Source organism: Gaetbulibacter sp. S0825 (assembly GCF_011777505.1).
In the GTDB taxonomy this organism is placed as follows: Bacteria; Bacteroidota; Bacteroidia; order Flavobacteriales; family Flavobacteriaceae; genus Pontimicrobium.
The window spans coordinates 353371-370221 of the sequence record NZ_JAATJT010000002.1 but is presented as its reverse complement, the minus strand read 5'-3'; the positions used below and the strand labels follow the sequence as shown (position 1 = coordinate 370221).

Sequence of the window (16851 nt, the reverse complement as noted above, 5' to 3'; positions counted from 1 at the left end):
TAACCATTAGGATAAACGTTAGTTATTTGTATTTTTGTTTCATAGTAAGTAAGTGTTAATGGCAAAGAAAAAACCAACCACAAAAAAGCGTAAATCAACAAGAAAAAAACCCAATTTATCATTATCTAATCAACAAAAGTTAGTTTTTGGTAGTTTGCTCTTAATTCTTGGTATTCTCCTTTTTCTGGCATTCCTATCTTTCTTTTTTACTGGACAAGCAGATCAAAGTGTTTTAAATCAATTTACGTCACGAGAAGTTGAAGCTCAAAACTGGATGAGCAAGTTTGGTGCTTGGGTTAGCGATTTATTTATTTACAGAGGGTTTGGTTTAGCATCGTTCATATTCTCAGGTTTAATATTTTTATCAGGTATTTATGTACTACTTGATATAAAAAAAGCACGTCTTTGGCGTCATTGGTTTTGGGGAACACTAAGCGTTATGTGGATGTCTATACTATTAGGATTCGCAGCTAGTAAAACATCAATATTAGGCGGAACAGTTGGGTTTGAACTAAATGATTTTCTGCAAGATTATATTGGTAAAATTGGCACACTACTATTTCTTTTACTTTGCCTAATAGCATATTTGGCAATTCGTTTAAAATTAACGCCCCAACATTTTGGTAATCTATTTAATTCTGCTAAAAAAGAATTGAAAAAGGACTTTATCAAAAAGAAAGATACTGATGCCAAAGAATCAGAATTTATCCCTGTAGATAACAATTTGTCTGCTGAAGCTGAAGACATTAAATCTGCTTTCGAAATTCCGTTAGAAAACCTTGAGCCAACAATTACAAATCATTCAACTCGGGATGCTAAAAAAGAAAAGGTTATTGAGCCTGAAAAGAAATTAGAAGTTGAAATAGCAACCGAACCAGAAGATGATTTGGAAATGAAAGTTGAAGCCGTTAGAGAAGAAAAATCTGAAACAGACAACCTTGCTGATAAATTAGTTGAGGATTTTGGACGCTTTGACCCTACTCTTGAATTGGGGAATTACAAATTTCCACCTTTAGATCTTCTAAAAAAATATGATACTGAGAGTATCACTATCAATCAAGAAGAATTAGAAGAAAATAAAAATAGAATTGTAAGCACACTTAACAATTACAAAATTGGTATCGCCAGTATTAAAGCTACTATTGGACCAACTGTAACACTTTACGAAATTGTTCCAGAAGCTGGTGTGCGTATTTCAAAAATAAAAAATCTTGAAGACGATATTGCTCTATCTCTTTCTGCTTTAGGTATTCGAATTATTGCACCAATTCCTGGTCGCGGTACCATTGGTATTGAAGTGCCAAATAAAAACGCCACCATCGTATCCATGCATTCGGTAATTGCGTCACAAAAATTCCAGAAATCAAAAATGGAACTACCAATTGCACTTGGTAAAACCATAAGTAATGAAACGTTTGTAGTGGACTTAGCAAAAATGCCACATTTATTAATGGCAGGAGCTACAGGTCAAGGGAAATCAGTTGGATTAAATGCAGTGCTTACTTCATTGCTTTATAAAAAACATCCCGCAGAAGTAAAATTTGTTCTGGTTGACCCGAAAAAGGTAGAACTAACACTTTTCAATAAAATAGAACGTCATTATTTAGCCAAATTACCAGATAGTGAAGAAGCTATAATCACTGATAACACAAAGGTTATTAATACACTTAACTCTTTGTGTATTGAAATGGATAACCGTTACGAATTGCTTAAAAATGCATTTTGTAGAAACCTAAAAGAGTATAACGAAAAGTTTAGAGCACGTAAACTAAATCCAAACGATGGCCACCAATTCTTACCTTATATTGTTTTGGTTGTTGATGAGTTTGCAGATTTAATAATGACCGCTGGTAAAGAAGTAGAAACGCCTATTGCACGTTTAGCGCAATTAGCACGTGCTATTGGTATTCATTTAATTATTGCAACACAGCGCCCTTCGGTAAATGTCATTACTGGTATTATTAAAGCAAATTTCCCTGCAAGAATCGCTTTTAGAGTAACTTCAAAAATTGATTCTAGAACTATTCTTGATGGCTCTGGAGCCGACCAATTAATAGGTCGTGGTGATATGCTTTACACGCAAGGTAATGATATGATTCGCTTACAATGCGCTTTTGTTGACACGCCAGAAGTTGAACGCATTACAGAGTTTATTGGATCACAAAAAGCCTATCCAGATGCACATTTACTTCCTGAGTTTGTGGGTGAAGAAACTGGCACAAGTATTGATATAAATATATCTGATAGAGATAAATTATTTAGAGAAGCTGCCGAAGTTATTGTAACAGCACAACAAGGTTCAGCCTCTTTATTACAACGAAAACTCAAATTAGGCTATAATAGAGCTGGAAGATTAATAGACCAATTGGAAGCTGCTGGAATTGTTGGTCAATTTGAAGGTAGTAAAGCTAGACAAGTCTTGGTGCCTGATTTAGCAGCTTTAGATCAGCTTCTAGCAAACGAAAATTGATAAAAAAAAACTAAGTAATAAAAAAAATGAAAAAATTATTAATTACATTATTATTAATCAGCCAATCATTAGTGTTTTCCCAAAACGCTAACGATGCAAAAAAACTGTTAGATGAAGTAAATACCATTGCCAAGAGCTACGATAATATTTCAATAGGCTTTAAGTATGTTTTAGTTAATACTGAAGAAAACATTAAACAGGAAATGCGTGGTGATGTAGTTTTACAAGGTGACAAATATGTTTTAAATGCGTTTGGTGTCACAAGAATTTATGATGGAAAAACACTTTATAATATTAGCCCTGAAGATGAGGAAGTGACTATATCTAGTGAAAATACCGAGGATGAAAGCACAATCACTCCTAGTAAAATGTTATCGTTTTACAAAGATGGCTATAATTACGAAATGGATATTGTCCAGAATGTCAAAGGCAGAAAAATTCAATATGTGAAATTAATTCCAATAGATTCTAACTCTGAAATTAAAAATGTGCTTTTAGGAATTGATGTAAAAACCAAGCATATATATAACCTTATTGAAGTTGGAGTTAATAATACAAAAACAACCATCACTGTTAATTCTTTTAAAACAAATGAGCCATTATCAAAAACCTTGTTTACCTTTGATGAAAAGAAGTATAAAGATTACTACATCAATAAATTAGACTAGGTTTTCTCTGTGAAAATATTAGACAGATACATACTAATAACGTATTTAAAAACCTTTTTCAGCGTGTTTATTATTCTCATGCTGATTTTTGTTTTACAATCTGTTTGGCTATATATCAACGAACTTGCTGGTAAAGATTTAGAACTGGATATTATAGCCAAATTTCTGCTATATGTATCACCAAGAATTATAGTTCTTGTTTTACCGCTTACCATATTACTTTCATCAATTATGGTCTTTGGGAGTTTTGCCGAAAACTATGAGTTTGCCGCAATGAAATCTACAGGCATCTCTTTACAGAGAGCAATGCGTAGTTTAGGTGTGTTTATTTTTGGGCTTTCAATAATTACTTTTTTCTTTGCTAATAACGTCATTCCTAGTGCTGAATTCAATTTTTATAATCTCAGAAGAAATATTGCCAAAAAAAAACCAGCAATGGCCATTGCAAAAGGGCAATTTAACCAAGTAGGAGATCTTATAAACATCAAGGTTAAAGATAAAAGCGGAGATAGAGGTCAGTATCTAGAAGAGGTTATTGTTCACAAAAAAAAGAACAAAAACGATGTTTACCATACTACAATTACTGCAGAAACTGGCGAATTAATTAGCCATGACGATTCTAACGTACTTGAGCTCGTACTCTTTAATGGTAATTATTATGAAAAATTACAACCAAAAGATTATAATCAGCGTACAAAAAACCTCCCTTTTGTAAAAAGTACGTTCGAAAAAAATACTTTTTATATCGACTTGGCACAAATCGATAATGTAGATTTTGAGAACAAAACTGTTACTGCTCGATATTCTATGTTAAATATTAATGAATTAACATATACTATTGACTCTCTAAAAATAAAAAAGAAGAATGACTATGATAAGTTAGCCTTCGATTTATACGCAAGAACTTCTGCACCAACTCTTAATTTAAATGTTAATCAAAAGAATGTCAATACCATATTTAGTAAAGAAAGTGTCATTGATGTGTTAAAAAAAAATCTTGAAAAAAAACAATCAATTCAAAACGCTCTAAGTTCTATAAATACTTCTTTGGCTACAATTAGTAGTAAACTTAAAAATCAAGGAATTGAGAATAAAAACCTCAATAAACATATTATTGCTTACTACGAGAAATTTGCTCTAGCTTTTGCCTGTATTATCCTATTTTTTATTGGAGCGCCATTAGGAGCGCTTATTAAAAAAGGAGGAATTGGCTTGCCAATTGTTATAGCTATAGTGTTGTTTCTTACCTATCACTTTATTGGTATTGCTGCAAAAAATAGTGCTGAAGATAACAGTATAGATCCAGTAATAGCATCTTGGCTTTCTACAATAATCATGCTTCCTTTAAGTATTTATTTAACTAATAGGGCAACAAAGGATAGGTCTCTATTTGAGTTAGATGGTATATTATTACCAATTAAAAACATTCTAACTAAAGAAGCAACTGTGGCTCCATTAAACCCAAATGCATATTTAGACGAAAGCTCATCAGAATATGAAAATATTAAAGGATATTCCGATAAAAAATTAATAGATATTGTAAAAAACTATCGTCAATACGATTTAGACGAAAGCTACCGAAACTCATCTATTAAAATATTGAATTCAAGAGGAATCACCGAAGAAGAACTAAGATTTGGAGGGAATTTAAAGAATGAAAACTATGAAAATGCTTTGCGCTACAAAGATTCTTACGTTGAAAATTCAAAATTAACTCATAAACTATACTTTATATATATAATACCTTTACTATCTGGATTAGTTTTAAACAACAATGGTTTCCCTGTATTAGGCAAAGTTCTAATAGTTATTGGAGGTATTTCAGCAATACTTTTTTTAATTACACTAGCCAAATCATTTCTTAGTCAAGTAAACTTTTATAAACTGCTAAACCGAAATATATCTTCAAACATTTTTATAATAATACTTGTAGGTATTCCATTATACTTCCTTTATTTCAATTTTTACAAAAAGAAAATGAAAGAAGATTTAAAACAAATTAGATAGGTTTAAAATAAGCAATATCTTTGCCTAAATACTTATTATGACGTCGCTTAATCCAATAACCAAAACTATGCAAATACAACTAAATACCATTGAAGATGCTATAAACGACATTAGACAAGGTAAAGTTATTATTGTTGTAGATGATGAGAATAGAGAAAATGAAGGAGATTTCGTTGCAGCTGCCGAAAAAATTACTCCTGAAACTATTAATTTCATGGCAACACATGGAAGAGGGTTAATTTGTGCGCCATTGACCGAAAATAGATGTAAAGAGCTTGATTTGGGTATGATGGTTAACAATAATACAGACCCAATGGAAACTGCATTTACAGTTTCGGTAGATTTAAGAGGCAATGGTGTAACCACAGGTATTTCGGCTAGTGATAGAGCAAAAACAATTCACGCTTTAATCAATCAAGATACAAAACCTTTTGAATTAGCACGCCCAGGACATATTTTCCCATTAGTAGCTAAGCAAGGTGGTGTATTACGTAGAACAGGACATACTGAAGCTGCTATAGATTTAGCAAATTTAGCAGGCTTAAAGCCAGCTGGAGTGATTGTAGAAATAATGAATGAAGATGGCTCTATGGCTAGATTGCCTCAACTTATGAAAGTGGCAAAAAAGTTTGATATTAAAATTGTTTCTATTGAAGATTTAGTTGCCTACAGAATGGAACATGACTCTTTAATTGAAAAGAAAGAGGATTTTCAAATTGAAACTCGATTTGGAAGTTTTCGTTTAAGAGCATATCAACAAACTACTAACAATCAAATACATATAGCCTTAACAAAAGGTATATGGAATACTGATGAACATGTTCTTACAAGAATTAATTCTACCCTAGTTAACAACGACATTCTAGGAACCTTAACAAACAATGTCGATAAAAAATTAGATGATATGTTTAAGGTTGTAAATGATGCTGGTAAAGGAGCTATTGTTTTTATCAATCAGCAAAGTCAATCTATGAACTTGTTAAAACGTCTTTCAGCTTTAAAAATTTCTCAAATTGAAGGTGAAATAACAAAAGCTCCAGCTATAGAAATGGATTCTAAAGATTTTGGTATTGGAGCACAAATACTCCATGATTTAAATATTCATAAATTACGATTAATATCCAATACTGCTCAAACCAAACGCGTTGGAATGATTGGTTATGGCTTGGAAATTGTAGAATATGTAAATTATTAAGAACAGATTTCTTTAATAATTTCAACCATTTTTAATGCCCTTTCTTTAACTTCTTCTACTGTCCATGACAGTTTAATCAAGCAAGAAATGTTACGCCCAATATAATGGTTAGATTGCTCGAAAGTTTTGGTTTGTAGATATTTTAAACCTTCTCTAACTTCTTCCGATAGAGGGTATAATGTTTTTAAATCTTTAAGATGCTCCCATTTTCTAATATAATGCCAATTGTTATCATAGTAATGAAAACAAGCATCTATCCCATGCTCCTTAAATGCTGACGACACTTTTCTTGCTACTTCCAAATCTGGCAAAAAGAAACTTAAAAAAGAATAGCTTTCCTCCCCTCCTTCTGGAACAGTTCTAAACGTCACTTCAGGGACTTGAGATAAAGCATCTCTAATAATAGTATAGTTTCTCTTTTGAATGGAAACAAACTCATCTAAGCGTCTTAATTGCGCCAATCCTACAGCCGCATGGAGTTCAGATATTCTAAAATTATAGCCTAAAAATGGGTGAGACTCAGCTCCTCTATCAGTACCTACATGATCGTGACCATGGTCTGAAAAATGGTCTGCATTGGTGTAGAATTTTTCATTATTAGTTAATACTGCACCACCTTCTCCAGCAGTAATAATTTTAACAAAGTCTAATGATAAACAACCTAAATCCCCAATACTACCAAGTGGCTTTCCTTTATAGGTCGCACCTGTTGCTTGTGATGAATCTTCAATTAATAGTAAGTCATGAGCATCGCACAAAACTTTCAAAGCATCTAAATTAGCCATACTACCACACATATGAATTGGCATAATAGCCTTAGTTTTAGTGGTAATTGCTTTTCTGACAGCTTCAATATCTAGCGTTAAAGTATCGTCAATATCCACTAAAATTGGAATCGCTCCTAGCATCATAATAGCTTCAAAACTTGCCACAAAAGTAAATGTTGGCATAATCACTTCATCGCCTGCTCCAATGCCAGCTGCTGCTAATGCGATAGAAACCGCAGCAGTACCACTAGACACCAATTGTGCATGCTTTACTTTTAATTGACTCTCAAGCTCTTTCTCAAGTTCTTTAGCTTTCCAATGACCATTACGCATACCATCGAAGCCATATCTCATTAGTACACCATTCTCTAAAACATCGTTTAGTTCTTTTCTTTCATTATCACCAAATAATTCAAATCCAGGCATACCTTGATATATAAATTTAATTTTTAATAACTCAAAATTACAACTTAAATAAACACCTAAAAAACAAAATAATAGATTTTAATTCAGCAGAATTTAGTCTCACAAAATTCAATTATATTTTTAAAGTTTTGTATTTTACAGACTTAAACAATTACATCATGAAAAAAACACATTTATTATTAAGTTTTATCGCATTATTTTTAATTACCAGTTGTGGCTCTAGTAAAAGCGCTGCTAAAGTGGATCCTTATGTTGGTGAGTGGAGTGTAGTTATTTCTGATACACCACAAGGTGATGTATCTGCAACAATGACTATTTTAAAAAATGAAGCAGGTGAATATTCTGGAACTGTAAATTCAGATATGGGATTAATAAATCTAAGCAATGTAAAAATTGTAGAAAGTAAGTTGTCTGCAACTTTTGTAACTCAAGACATTGATTTTGATTTAACAGGTACTTTTGAAGACCTACTTTTTAAAGGATATGTGTCTGGAATGGGAGCCGATTTTAAAACCGATGGTAAAAAAGTCGTTTCACAATAACTAAAAAAGGCAATATTTATATTGCCTTTTTTTTATATTTCAATGACACTATTACTGGTTTTCTTCCTTACTTTTTTTAAATCTGCAAACATATCGTCCTTAGCCCTATAACCAATAGGCATAACCAATACAGATTCTAAGCCTTTTTCTTTTAAAGATAACACTTCATCATAAGCTGATGGTTCGAAACCTTCCATTGGGCATGCATCAATACTTTCAATAGCACAGACAGTTAACAAATTACCCATAGCCAAATATGCTTGTTTAATACAATAATCTTTTATTTCCTCGGAAGTTTTTTGTGAAAAACTATCTATTAAATAATCTTTAAAAGGATTTAAAATCTCTTCAGGTGTGCCTCTTATTATTTTTACTCTATCAAAATATTCAGTAATTGTGCCTTCAGTGATATTTGAAATGCAAAATACCAAAAGGTGAGACGCTTGACCAACTTGCTCTTGATTTTTTGAATGCTTGATCAATTCTTTTTGCAAAGCTTTGTCTTGTATAACTAGCAAAGTAATTGGCTGCATTCCATAAGACGTAGCGGTTAAATTAAACGCTTCTTTAATTATGTCTATTTTTTTAGAATCAATTAATACCTTGTCATTAAACTTTTTAGTAGCATAGCGCCATTGGAGCTTCTCAATAATATTCATATTACATCTATAATTAGATTACAAAAGTAGATATATCTTAAATTATCTTATATGATTAGTAATAGATTAATTTGATAAAACAATAATAAAACTAACATACTATTAATTGAAAAATAAATTAGAAAAGGTTTGATTGAATTAAAAAAGGATTCTATATTTGCATCCGCATTAGGAGAAGTGGCAGAGTGGTCGAATGCACTGGTCTTGAAAACCAGCGAGGGTCACACCTCCGGGGGTTCGAATCCCTCCTTCTCCGCAAAAACCCTTTAGATTTTATGTCTAAAGGGTTTATTTTTTTGCCCATTATGATAAATATCATTTGGTAGCTTCGTGTTTCTAGATAGTTTTATACAATTCACATTATAATAGCATTACTCATGAAAGTACTTGTGTATAGTACCAGAAACTTTGAAATTTCTTATTTAAAAAAGGCCAATAACAAAAAACATAAACTTGTTTTTATTGAAGAAGCATTATCTTCTAAAACCGCCTCTAAAGCAGTTGGCTATGAAGGAGTATCCATATTTTCTGCAGATGAGGCTTGTTTTATTACTATTGAAAAACTTAAGGATTTAGGCGTGAAATTTATAACTCTACGCTCTGTTGGTTATGATAATGTAAATTTAAGAGCAGCTTCTAGACTTAACATCAAAGTAGCTAATGTCCCTGCCTATTCTCCTAATGCTATTGCTGAACATGCAGTGAGTTTACTACTAACCCTTAATAGAAAAATTATTGAATCAAACCGTCGTGTAAAGCTTTTTAATTTTAGCCTAAATCATCTTGTTGGGTTCGATTTAAAAAATAAAACGATTGGTATTATTGGTACTGGAAAAATAGGTTCGGTTATGATCAAAATAATGCATGGTTTTGGTTGTAACCTGCTTGGTTACGACATTAAAGAAAATAACGAGCTATGTAAGCAGTATGAATTACGTTATACTTCATTGGAAGATTTATGTAGTCAATCAGATATTATTTCGTTACATGTTCCATTAAATAGTGAAACACACCAATTAATTGATGAAGATTTGATTTTTAAAATGAAAGATGGTGTCATTATTATTAATACTGCAAGAGGTTCTATAGTCAATACAGAACATATAATTAATGGATTAAAAAGCGAAAAAATTGGAGCTCTAGGAGTAGATGTTTATGAAAATGAAAAAGGCGTTTTCTTTAATGACTTGTCGCAAAAAATTCCTGATGATGATTTATTAATTAAATTAAATGCAATGCCAAATGTGCTTATTACTGGACATCATGCCTTTTTAACTGAAGAGGCTTTGACAAATATAGCCGAAACTACCATTTATAATCTAGACTGTTGGAGTGAAGGTAAAGAAACTAAAAACGAGTTGACTACCATAACCAAAACAGTATAATCATTTCTCCTTTTTACTATAAATATCTTTTAAAATAATACTGTCGCCTTCTTTATTAACCACATTTAAATCATACCTAATTTCTATTTTGGTTTCTAAAGGTGCAAAGTAATAAATAACCCAAGCATCTGCTTCACTAGTACCAATACAACCGTTGGAATAAGCTTTACCTAATGTAACAGCATTTGTGGTTGGATGGATTAACTGTCCATTTCTAACACCATTTATTTCGGTTTCTACAAAAGGAATTTGAGGGAGTTTTGTAACCCTTTCATCATCTCTCTTCGTTACAAAATATTCATGATTATTTACAGGATTAACATAACGTGGATTGCGAACATGATTAACAATGCGCCCTTTTCCAGTTTTAGTTTTTAAATCTTGAATTCTTCCTGACATTTCAAGATATGCCTTTTCATCTCTACCAACCCTTACTGGAAAGTCATAAAGTATGTTGTTAGCTTCATAGATACGCAGTTTAAACTCTGGTATATTAACATCTATTAATGTGGTGTTGAATGAATTCTGAATTTTTTCAGCTAAGATAGAATCAGGAATAACTAAGGTAGCTCCTTTAGCAAAAACAATCATCTTTTTTTGGTTGTAAACGAATGAATCTTGGGCTATTCTTCTATAATAATCTGTGTTTTGAAGTGTATCAATAATCCAAGGATTTGCTCTTACCAATAGGTGCTCAGATAGTTTATAGGATGTTAATGAATCATATTTGTTTACCAAAGAATCTAAAAATTGAAAATAATTTTCAACCGTTATTTCTTTTTTGAGTAAAACCAAGTTTACCAAAGAATCTTTATGGTAAACTTGGTTTATATTATTTGTCTTTTTTGTTAACGTTTTTGCGCCACTGTTTTCAAAACATGCACTAGCAAATACTATTAATAGTAAAGCTGCAAAAACATAAAAAAGCAATACAAATTTTTTCACTTAGTAAGTAGTTTGGGTTTTTTAAGAATTTTGTCCAAAACCATATCTTTATTTAATGGTTTTGTACAGAAAAACCAATCCTCGCATTTTAACTCATCTTTAGATGTCATACGCTCTTCGGCGACACCACATGAACCAGCTGGAGAAATAATAACATCGTCACCAGGATTCCAATCTGCAGGAGTTGCTACCGAAAACTCATCAGAAGTTTGCATAGCAATCAATGCTCTATAAATTTCATCAAAATTTCTGCCCAAACTTAATGGATAATAAATAATTGCTCTAATTTTACCCTTTGGATCAATAAAAAATACAGCTCTTACAGCTTGTGTTTCGCTTTCTCCAGGTTGAATCATACCATATTTTTTGGCCACGTTCATGGTTATATCTTCAATTAAAGGAAACTTGACTTCAATGTTTTTCATACCATTGAATTCAATTTTTTCTTTAATGGTTCTTAACCAAGCAATATGACTATATAGACCATCTATAGACAACCCTACTAATTTGCAATTAGCTTTTGCAAACTTTTCTTCAAGATGTGCAAAAGTCATAAATTCACTCGTGCAAACAGGTGTAAAATCAGCAGGATGGCTAAATAGAATGACCCATTCTCCTGCAAAATCTTTAGGAAAATTTATTTGCCCTTGTGTTGTAACTGCTTTAAATTCTGGTGCATTATCACCAATTCTTGGCATTGAAATTACTTGTTCTTTTTCTAGTATATTTTCCATTTTTTTATGTTTTAATTATTGAATAAAGATAAATTTCAACATAAAAACTTGAAATGATTAATATCAGTATAACAAACTATTTCTAGAAAAGTTACAAGCAAATATTATAATGTTTTATTTAGAAAATACTTAATCAAATCAGCTGTCGATACTATACCAACTATGCTATTATTTTCCAATACTGGAACAGCATGATAATTTCCTTTTCCCAATACTTTAGCAACATCTTCAATAGTTGCATCTGTGGTTAAATAAAAAGGGTTTTGAGTCATTATGTCTTTAACTTTAAGTTCTTTATATACAACATTATCATCACTAATTCCTGCTCCAGAAATATGATACATAAAGTCTATTAGACTAACCATACCAACCAATTTACCATTTTCTTCAACTGGAATGTGGTGGTGAAAATTTTCTTTTTCATAAATATGTTTTACATCCAAAAGTTGTTGTTCTGGCGCGACACAAACCACATTTTTGGTCATTACTTCTATTATTGAATTCGTTTTCATCCTAATTAATGTTTTGTTCTAAATTATATTTAAAATTAAGGCATTAATAAATTTTTATATATGATTAATATCATATTAAAAAAAGGTGTTTATTAATACTTTTATTACTATTAAATTAAATGTGTAATTATGAAAACCAAAACTATTTTAGAGTTACTCACATTAAGTTCTAGCCTGTATTATTTGGCACGAGACACCCAATTTTTAGAGAAAATAAGTGAGCTTTCAGAGAAAGGTAAAGATAACATCAATAGAATTGTATCTGAATCTCAATTGGACGAAAATGGTAATGAATTGGAGTTTGCTGATAAAATAATCTTAAAAACCCATGAACTCAAAGAAGAACTCAATGAAAAAATTGAGGAATTAGTAGTTAAGTTTTACAAAAAAATAAATGTAGCGCATTTGGACGAAATTAAAGCGCTCAATGAAAAACTGGAAAAACTGGACGCAACAGTTGCGCTATTAGAAGCAAGACTAAACAAACTGGAAGCATAAAACAATGGGAATTATATCAGGAATTGGAAAGAACTTTAGATCTATCTCTAGATACAACCAAATACTTAAAGTCCTAATAAAATATGGCTTTGAAGACTTTGTGGATTATCTAGAAGAAAGTAAACAATATACATTTTTACAAAAATTGATTCCTAAAGCTTCAAGAAAGCATGCCTCTCAATACAGCAAATGGGCAAAAATGAGATTGGTTTGTGAAGAATTAGGACCAACATTTGTGAAGTTTGGGCAAATTTTAAGCAACAGACCAGATTTAATTCCTTTAGATTTAGCTATAGAATTAGAAAAACTTCATGATAATGTGCCACCTATGCCTGAAGATGTGGCAAAACAAATTGTTGAGACAGAATTAAATGACACCGTAGAGAACCTATTTGCTTGGTTTGAACCAACACCTTTTGCCTCAGCATCTATAGCACAAGTACACAGAGTAACCTTACACTCAGGTAAACGTGTTGCACTAAAAATTCAACGTTCTGGTATTCATGAAATCATTGCTGAAGACATTAAGGCCATGTATAGAATTGCCGAAATTTTAGAAAGTAGAATGCCTTCATTAAAGAGCTTTGACCCTGTTGGGCTTATTAAAAACTTTGAAGATTCAATATTAAAAGAAATTGATTTTATAAACGAATCTATTAACATACAACGATTTTATAACAATCTTGAAAAAGACACATCTTTAGATCAATTTGCTGAAGCACCAAAAGTATATCCAACCCTAACTACCACAAAGGTTTTAGCAATGGAATTTATTACTGGAATTAAAATAAATCAAATAGCAGAGTTAATTGCAAAAGATATTGACACTAAAGTTATTGCTCGAAGACTCACCACAAGTTTTTTTAAACAAATTTTTGAATATGGTTTTTTCCATGCCGATCCACACCCAGGAAATTTGTTAGTATTACCCAATAACCATATTTGTTATCTAGATTTTGGCATGATGGGAAGTATGCTTCCAAGAGATATTGCAGTTTTTGGTAAATTATTTATTAACATCTCAAATAAGGACGTAAAAAACATCATTAAAACCTTACAACAATTATCAAATAATGCTCCTATTTCAAACATGAGAGACTTGGAGCTTGACATTAATGAGTTTGTAGAAAAGTATTATGTAAGAGAGGTTCATGAAAATGAAATGAGTACGATTTTACTAGAACTAAAAGACATCATCATAGCTCACGGGTTAAAAGTGCCTACTTACTTCTTTCTTTTTGCAAGATCCTTAGTTACCCTTGAGGGTGTTATTAGTAAACTAGACCCAACATTAGAGCAATTTGAAATTGTAAAACCCTTTTTAAAGTCTAGTGTGACAAAAAAATTCAGCCCTATAAAAATGGGAAAAAAAGTGGCGAATTCAATTCTAGAAATCACAGACTATATGGAAGAATTTCCATCAGATTTAAAAAATGCAATTCGTAAAATTAATTCAGGACAGATCAAGGTTGATTTAACGCATAAAGGTGTAGATCCAGTGATACGTACCTTACAAAGAATAACAAAACAATTAATTGCAGCTTTTATCATGGTTGCCCTAATAATTGGCGCCTCTTTGTTTATCGTTTTTGAAATTGGCACACTTTGGAATGGTATTTCGGTGCTAGGTATGGCTAGTTTTGCCTTAGCTGTAATTTTAGGTTTTGGTATGCTAAGCAATATCAAAAAAGGAGATTATGATTATTAAATAAACTTATAATCATAAAAAAAGCACACTTTACAATGTGCTTTTTTAAAACTTTAATTTAGAGTTTATGGCTTAGAAAATGCTTTTTTAAAATGATGAAACGCTTCAGAAATTTCATTTTGAAAATGCTCTAGTTTTGTTTCTTCAACTTTCTTTTTTCCATACTTATCTTTAATCTTATTTATAAAGTCATTAAAGTCTTTTTTTCCTTTTTCAAAAGTATCTTTTGCCTCATCCTTTTCTTTATTAAACCTTTGCTCTAAAATTTCTAAATGAATTTTAAATTGTTCAATTTCAATGAGTGTTAAAGCATACATTCTATTTAAAGTCTCATTGGTTTTTATTTTTACTTCAATGTCGTGTAAGGTTAGAAGCAATTCCTTTTTTTGCTTTTTAAAAGCCTCCTTTGTCTCTGCTTTTCCCAGAGCTAATTGTACACGTAGTTTATCAAATTTGGTGTTAAGTTCGTCTATTTTTTCTTTAACACCTTTTATTTTATACTCGCTGTCATGTAGAAATAAGTTAAATTTCTTTTTAACCTCTTCAAACTTATCTTGAGCTTCAGCTTTTCCCAATGCGGTTTGAACTCTAAACTCTTCTATCTCGGTGGCTGTTTTTCTAAGTGCTCCAATCACTTTATCCACAAATTGAACGTCCTTTTTATTTTTCATGACTATTATATTTATTATGATAATAAATGTCTAAATAAAACCTAAAACAGACAATGATATATATCATTTTCTCCATTGTGCTTTTCTTATACATTTGATAAAGTATGATACAATTTCAGCAATGATAAAGTTCTCTAATATAAAAGCAAAAATAAATTCTTTCTTAATTGAAATTGGAGAACTATCATTCTTCACAGCACGCTTTTTTAGAGAATCTATCAAAAGACCCTTTGAGTTTAAAGAATTGTTGCGCCAATGTTATAATATGGGAAATCGTTCCTTATTATTAGTTGGTATTACAGGTTTTATAATAGGATTAGTTTTAACATTACAAACACGGCCAACTTTAATGGAGTTTGGTGCAGTTTCATGGATGCCATCCATGGTTAGTATTTCTATAGTTAGAGAAATAGGTCCTATAATAACTGCATTGGTTTGTGCTGGTAGAATTGGTTCTGGTATTGGCGCCGAATTAGGCTCTATGCGTGTTACCGAGCAAATTGATGCGATGGAAGTTTCTGGAACAAATCCATTTAAGTATTTGGTTGTTACTCGAGTTTTAGCAGTAACATTAATGCTCCCATTATTGGTGATTATTGGAGACGTTATTGCAATATTTGGTTCTTATTTAGTTGAGAATGTTAAAGGCAATGTGTCTTTCATGCTCTATTTTAATCAAGTGTTTGATGCTTTAGAGTTTGGCGATGTTGTTCCTGCAACCATTAAATCTTTCTTTTTTGGGTTGGCTATAGGTATTGTAGGTTGCTTCAAAGGTTATAATTGTGAAAAAGGTACCGAAGGTGTTGGTAAAGCGGCAAACTCAGCAGTGGTATTTACATCTTTACTACTATTCATTATTGATTTTATCGCCGTTTTTGTAACAGATATTTTTTATGATTTATGACAAAGCATAATAACATACCAAAAAGGAATATTGTTCTTGAACTAAAAGATTTGCATAAAAGTTTTGGTGATAATCATGTACTTAATGGATTCAATTTACAACTGTTTCAAGGGGAAAGCCTAGTAATCATGGGAAAATCTGGTTCTGGAAAATCAGTGATGATTAAATGTCTGGTTGGTCTATTGGAAGCCGATAGTGGCACAATTTCGGTAATGCACAACGATATCACTAAACTTGACCAAGAAGCGTTGGATATACTAAGAGCTGATATTGGATTTTTATTTCAAGGGAGTGCCTTATACGATTCTATGACCGTAAGAGAGAATTTAGAATTTCCTTTACGTCGTCATACCAAAAAATTTGGTGAACATATAGATACCGAGGCAATGGTTCTAGAAGCGCTAGAAAATGTTGGATTAGCAAGTGCTATAGATTTGATGCCTTCTGAACTATCTGGAGGAATGAAACGTCGCGTAGCTTTGGCTCGTACTCTTATTTTACAACCAAAAATTATTTTATACGACGAACCTACAAGCGGTTTAGACCCAATTACTGCTAAAGAAATTATTATCTTAATGCAAGATATTCAAAAAAAATATGGCACCTCATCACTTATCATTACACATGATGTTGATTGTGCAAGAGTTATTTCTGACAGAATGATATTATTAATAGATGGCATTGACTATGCCGTTGGCAATTATTCAGAATTATCAACCTCAACAGATCCAAAAATTAAAGCCTTTTTTAAACACTAACA

At 31.6% G+C, this 16851-nt stretch carries 16 protein-coding genes and 1 tRNA gene; 11 read left to right on the top strand and 6 right to left on the bottom strand.

All coding sequences use genetic code 11. From position 1 onward, the window contains the following. Positions 1–58: 58 nt before the first annotated feature. The 4 genes from HB672_RS09335 to ribB are packed head-to-tail and all read left to right on the top strand — an operon-like array spanning position 59 to position 6340. Entirely contained in the window at positions 59–2470 is a 2412-nt protein-coding gene (locus tag HB672_RS09335) for a DNA translocase FtsK (protein WP_167611421.1), read from the top strand. 26 nt (positions 2471–2496) lie between these two features. Next, positions 2497–3138: an outer membrane lipoprotein carrier protein LolA gene (locus HB672_RS09330; protein WP_167611417.1), complete on the top strand. Its 642-nt coding sequence runs from the start codon at positions 2497–2499 to the stop codon at positions 3136–3138. 9 nt (positions 3139–3147) lie between these two features. Continuing rightward, positions 3148–5145, top strand: a complete 1998-nt coding sequence (locus HB672_RS09325; RefSeq protein ID WP_167611414.1) for an LptF/LptG family permease — start codon at positions 3148–3150, stop codon at positions 5143–5145. A 37-nt stretch (positions 5146–5182) separates the two neighbouring features. After that, the gene (gene ribB / locus HB672_RS09320; protein WP_167611411.1) at positions 5183–6340 is read left to right on the top strand and encodes a 3,4-dihydroxy-2-butanone-4-phosphate synthase; all 1158 of its coding nucleotides are present in this window, start codon (positions 5183–5185) and stop codon (positions 6338–6340) included. Here ribB and HB672_RS09315 read toward each other — a convergent pair. Next, entirely contained in the window at positions 6337–7533 is a 1197-nt protein-coding gene (locus HB672_RS09315) for a DegT/DnrJ/EryC1/StrS family aminotransferase (RefSeq protein WP_167611408.1), read from the bottom strand. The two genes, ribB and HB672_RS09315, sit on opposite strands and share 4 nt — an antisense overlap. A 158-nt stretch (positions 7534–7691) precedes the next feature. Between HB672_RS09315 and HB672_RS09310 the strand changes: the two genes are divergently transcribed. After that, a complete protein-coding gene (locus tag HB672_RS09310; protein WP_167611405.1) occupies positions 7692–8075 on the top strand; it encodes a hypothetical protein in 384 nt (127 codons plus the stop codon). A gap of 32 nt (positions 8076–8107) precedes the next feature. On the opposite strand, the gene HB672_RS09305 is transcribed toward HB672_RS09310, so the two are convergent. Beyond that, positions 8108–8734, bottom strand: coding sequence for an NAD(P)H-dependent oxidoreductase (locus HB672_RS09305; RefSeq protein ID WP_167611402.1), 627 nt, complete (start codon positions 8732–8734; stop codon positions 8108–8110). A 171-nt stretch (positions 8735–8905) separates the two neighbouring features. Here HB672_RS09305 and HB672_RS09300 point away from each other — a divergent pair. Then, a tRNA-Ser gene (locus tag HB672_RS09300) sits at positions 8906–8990 on the top strand. 121 nt (positions 8991–9111) lie between these two features. Then, positions 9112–10119: a 2-hydroxyacid dehydrogenase gene (locus HB672_RS09295; protein WP_167611399.1), complete on the top strand. Its 1008-nt coding sequence runs from the start codon at positions 9112–9114 to the stop codon at positions 10117–10119. Here the strand turns inward: HB672_RS09295 and HB672_RS09290 are convergent, their stop codons facing one another. The 3 genes from HB672_RS09290 to HB672_RS09280 all read right to left on the bottom strand — a co-directional run bounded on the left by HB672_RS09290 (position 10120) and on the right by HB672_RS09280 (position 12310). Continuing rightward, positions 10120–11064 (bottom strand): L,D-transpeptidase, encoded by a 945-nt coding sequence (locus tag HB672_RS09290; protein ID WP_348272552.1) that lies wholly within the window; start codon positions 11062–11064, stop codon positions 10120–10122. Beyond that, a complete protein-coding gene (locus HB672_RS09285; RefSeq protein ID WP_167611397.1) occupies positions 11061–11798 on the bottom strand; it encodes a peroxiredoxin in 738 nt (245 codons plus the stop codon). Before HB672_RS09285 ends, HB672_RS09290 begins: the two co-directional genes overlap by 4 nt. Positions 11799–11902: 104 nt before the next feature. Next, positions 11903–12310 carry a CBS domain-containing protein gene (locus HB672_RS09280; RefSeq protein WP_167611394.1) on the bottom strand — a complete coding sequence of 136 codons (408 nt, stop codon included), beginning with the start codon at positions 12308–12310 and terminating at the stop codon, positions 11903–11905. Positions 12311–12439: 129 nt separating this feature from the next. Between HB672_RS09280 and HB672_RS09275 the strand changes: the two genes are divergently transcribed. Both HB672_RS09275 and HB672_RS09270 read left to right on the top strand, forming a co-directional pair. Continuing rightward, positions 12440–12808, top strand: coding sequence for a hypothetical protein (locus HB672_RS09275; protein ID WP_167611391.1), 369 nt, complete (start codon positions 12440–12442; stop codon positions 12806–12808). A gap of 4 nt (positions 12809–12812) precedes the next feature. Further along, on the top strand, positions 12813–14516 hold the full coding sequence (locus tag HB672_RS09270; protein WP_167611388.1) for an AarF/UbiB family protein: 1704 nt from the start codon (positions 12813–12815) through the stop codon (positions 14514–14516). 65 nt (positions 14517–14581) lie between these two features. Here the strand turns inward: HB672_RS09270 and HB672_RS09265 are convergent, their stop codons facing one another. Then, a complete protein-coding gene (locus HB672_RS09265; protein WP_167611385.1) occupies positions 14582–15187 on the bottom strand; it encodes a hypothetical protein in 606 nt (201 codons plus the stop codon). A 121-nt stretch (positions 15188–15308) separates the two neighbouring features. Between HB672_RS09265 and HB672_RS09260 the strand changes: the two genes are divergently transcribed. Continuing rightward, positions 15309–16091, top strand: a complete 783-nt coding sequence (locus HB672_RS09260; protein WP_167611382.1) for an ABC transporter permease — start codon at positions 15309–15311, stop codon at positions 16089–16091. Continuing rightward, on the top strand, positions 16088–16849 hold the full coding sequence (locus tag HB672_RS09255; RefSeq protein ID WP_167611379.1) for an ATP-binding cassette domain-containing protein: 762 nt from the start codon (positions 16088–16090) through the stop codon (positions 16847–16849). Before HB672_RS09260 ends, HB672_RS09255 begins: the two co-directional genes overlap by 4 nt. The last annotated feature ends 2 nt before the right edge of the window (positions 16850–16851 follow it).

Bases quoted from the DNA above. Each gene is read 5' to 3' on its own strand.
- HB672_RS09335 (WP_167611421.1), top strand. From the start codon at position 59: ATGGCAAAGAAAAAACCAACCACAAAAAAGCGTAAATCAACAAGAAAA.
- HB672_RS09285 (WP_167611397.1), bottom strand. From the start codon at position 11,798: ATGGAAAATATACTAGAAAAAGAACAAGTAATTTCAATGCCAAGAATT.
- HB672_RS09270 (WP_167611388.1), top strand. From the start codon at position 12,813: ATGGGAATTATATCAGGAATTGGAAAGAACTTTAGATCTATCTCTAGA.
- HB672_RS09295 (WP_167611399.1), top strand. From the start codon at position 9,112: ATGAAAGTACTTGTGTATAGTACCAGAAACTTTGAAATTTCTTATTTA.
- HB672_RS09275 (WP_167611391.1), top strand. From the start codon at position 12,440: ATGAAAACCAAAACTATTTTAGAGTTACTCACATTAAGTTCTAGCCTG.
- HB672_RS09265 (WP_167611385.1), bottom strand. From the start codon at position 15,187: ATGAAAAATAAAAAGGACGTTCAATTTGTGGATAAAGTGATTGGAGCA.
- HB672_RS09330 (WP_167611417.1), top strand. From the start codon at position 2,497: ATGAAAAAATTATTAATTACATTATTATTAATCAGCCAATCATTAGTG.
- HB672_RS09305 (WP_167611402.1), bottom strand. From the start codon at position 8,734: ATGAATATTATTGAGAAGCTCCAATGGCGCTATGCTACTAAAAAGTTT.
- HB672_RS09315 (WP_167611408.1), bottom strand. From the start codon at position 7,533: ATGCCTGGATTTGAATTATTTGGTGATAATGAAAGAAAAGAACTAAAC.
- HB672_RS09255 (WP_167611379.1), top strand. From the start codon at position 16,088: ATGACAAAGCATAATAACATACCAAAAAGGAATATTGTTCTTGAACTA.
- ribB (WP_167611411.1), top strand. From the start codon at position 5,183: ATGACGTCGCTTAATCCAATAACCAAAACTATGCAAATACAACTAAAT.
- HB672_RS09310 (WP_167611405.1), top strand. From the start codon at position 7,692: ATGAAAAAAACACATTTATTATTAAGTTTTATCGCATTATTTTTAATT.
- HB672_RS09260 (WP_167611382.1), top strand. From the start codon at position 15,309: ATGATAAAGTTCTCTAATATAAAAGCAAAAATAAATTCTTTCTTAATT.
- HB672_RS09280 (WP_167611394.1), bottom strand. From the start codon at position 12,310: ATGAAAACGAATTCAATAATAGAAGTAATGACCAAAAATGTGGTTTGT.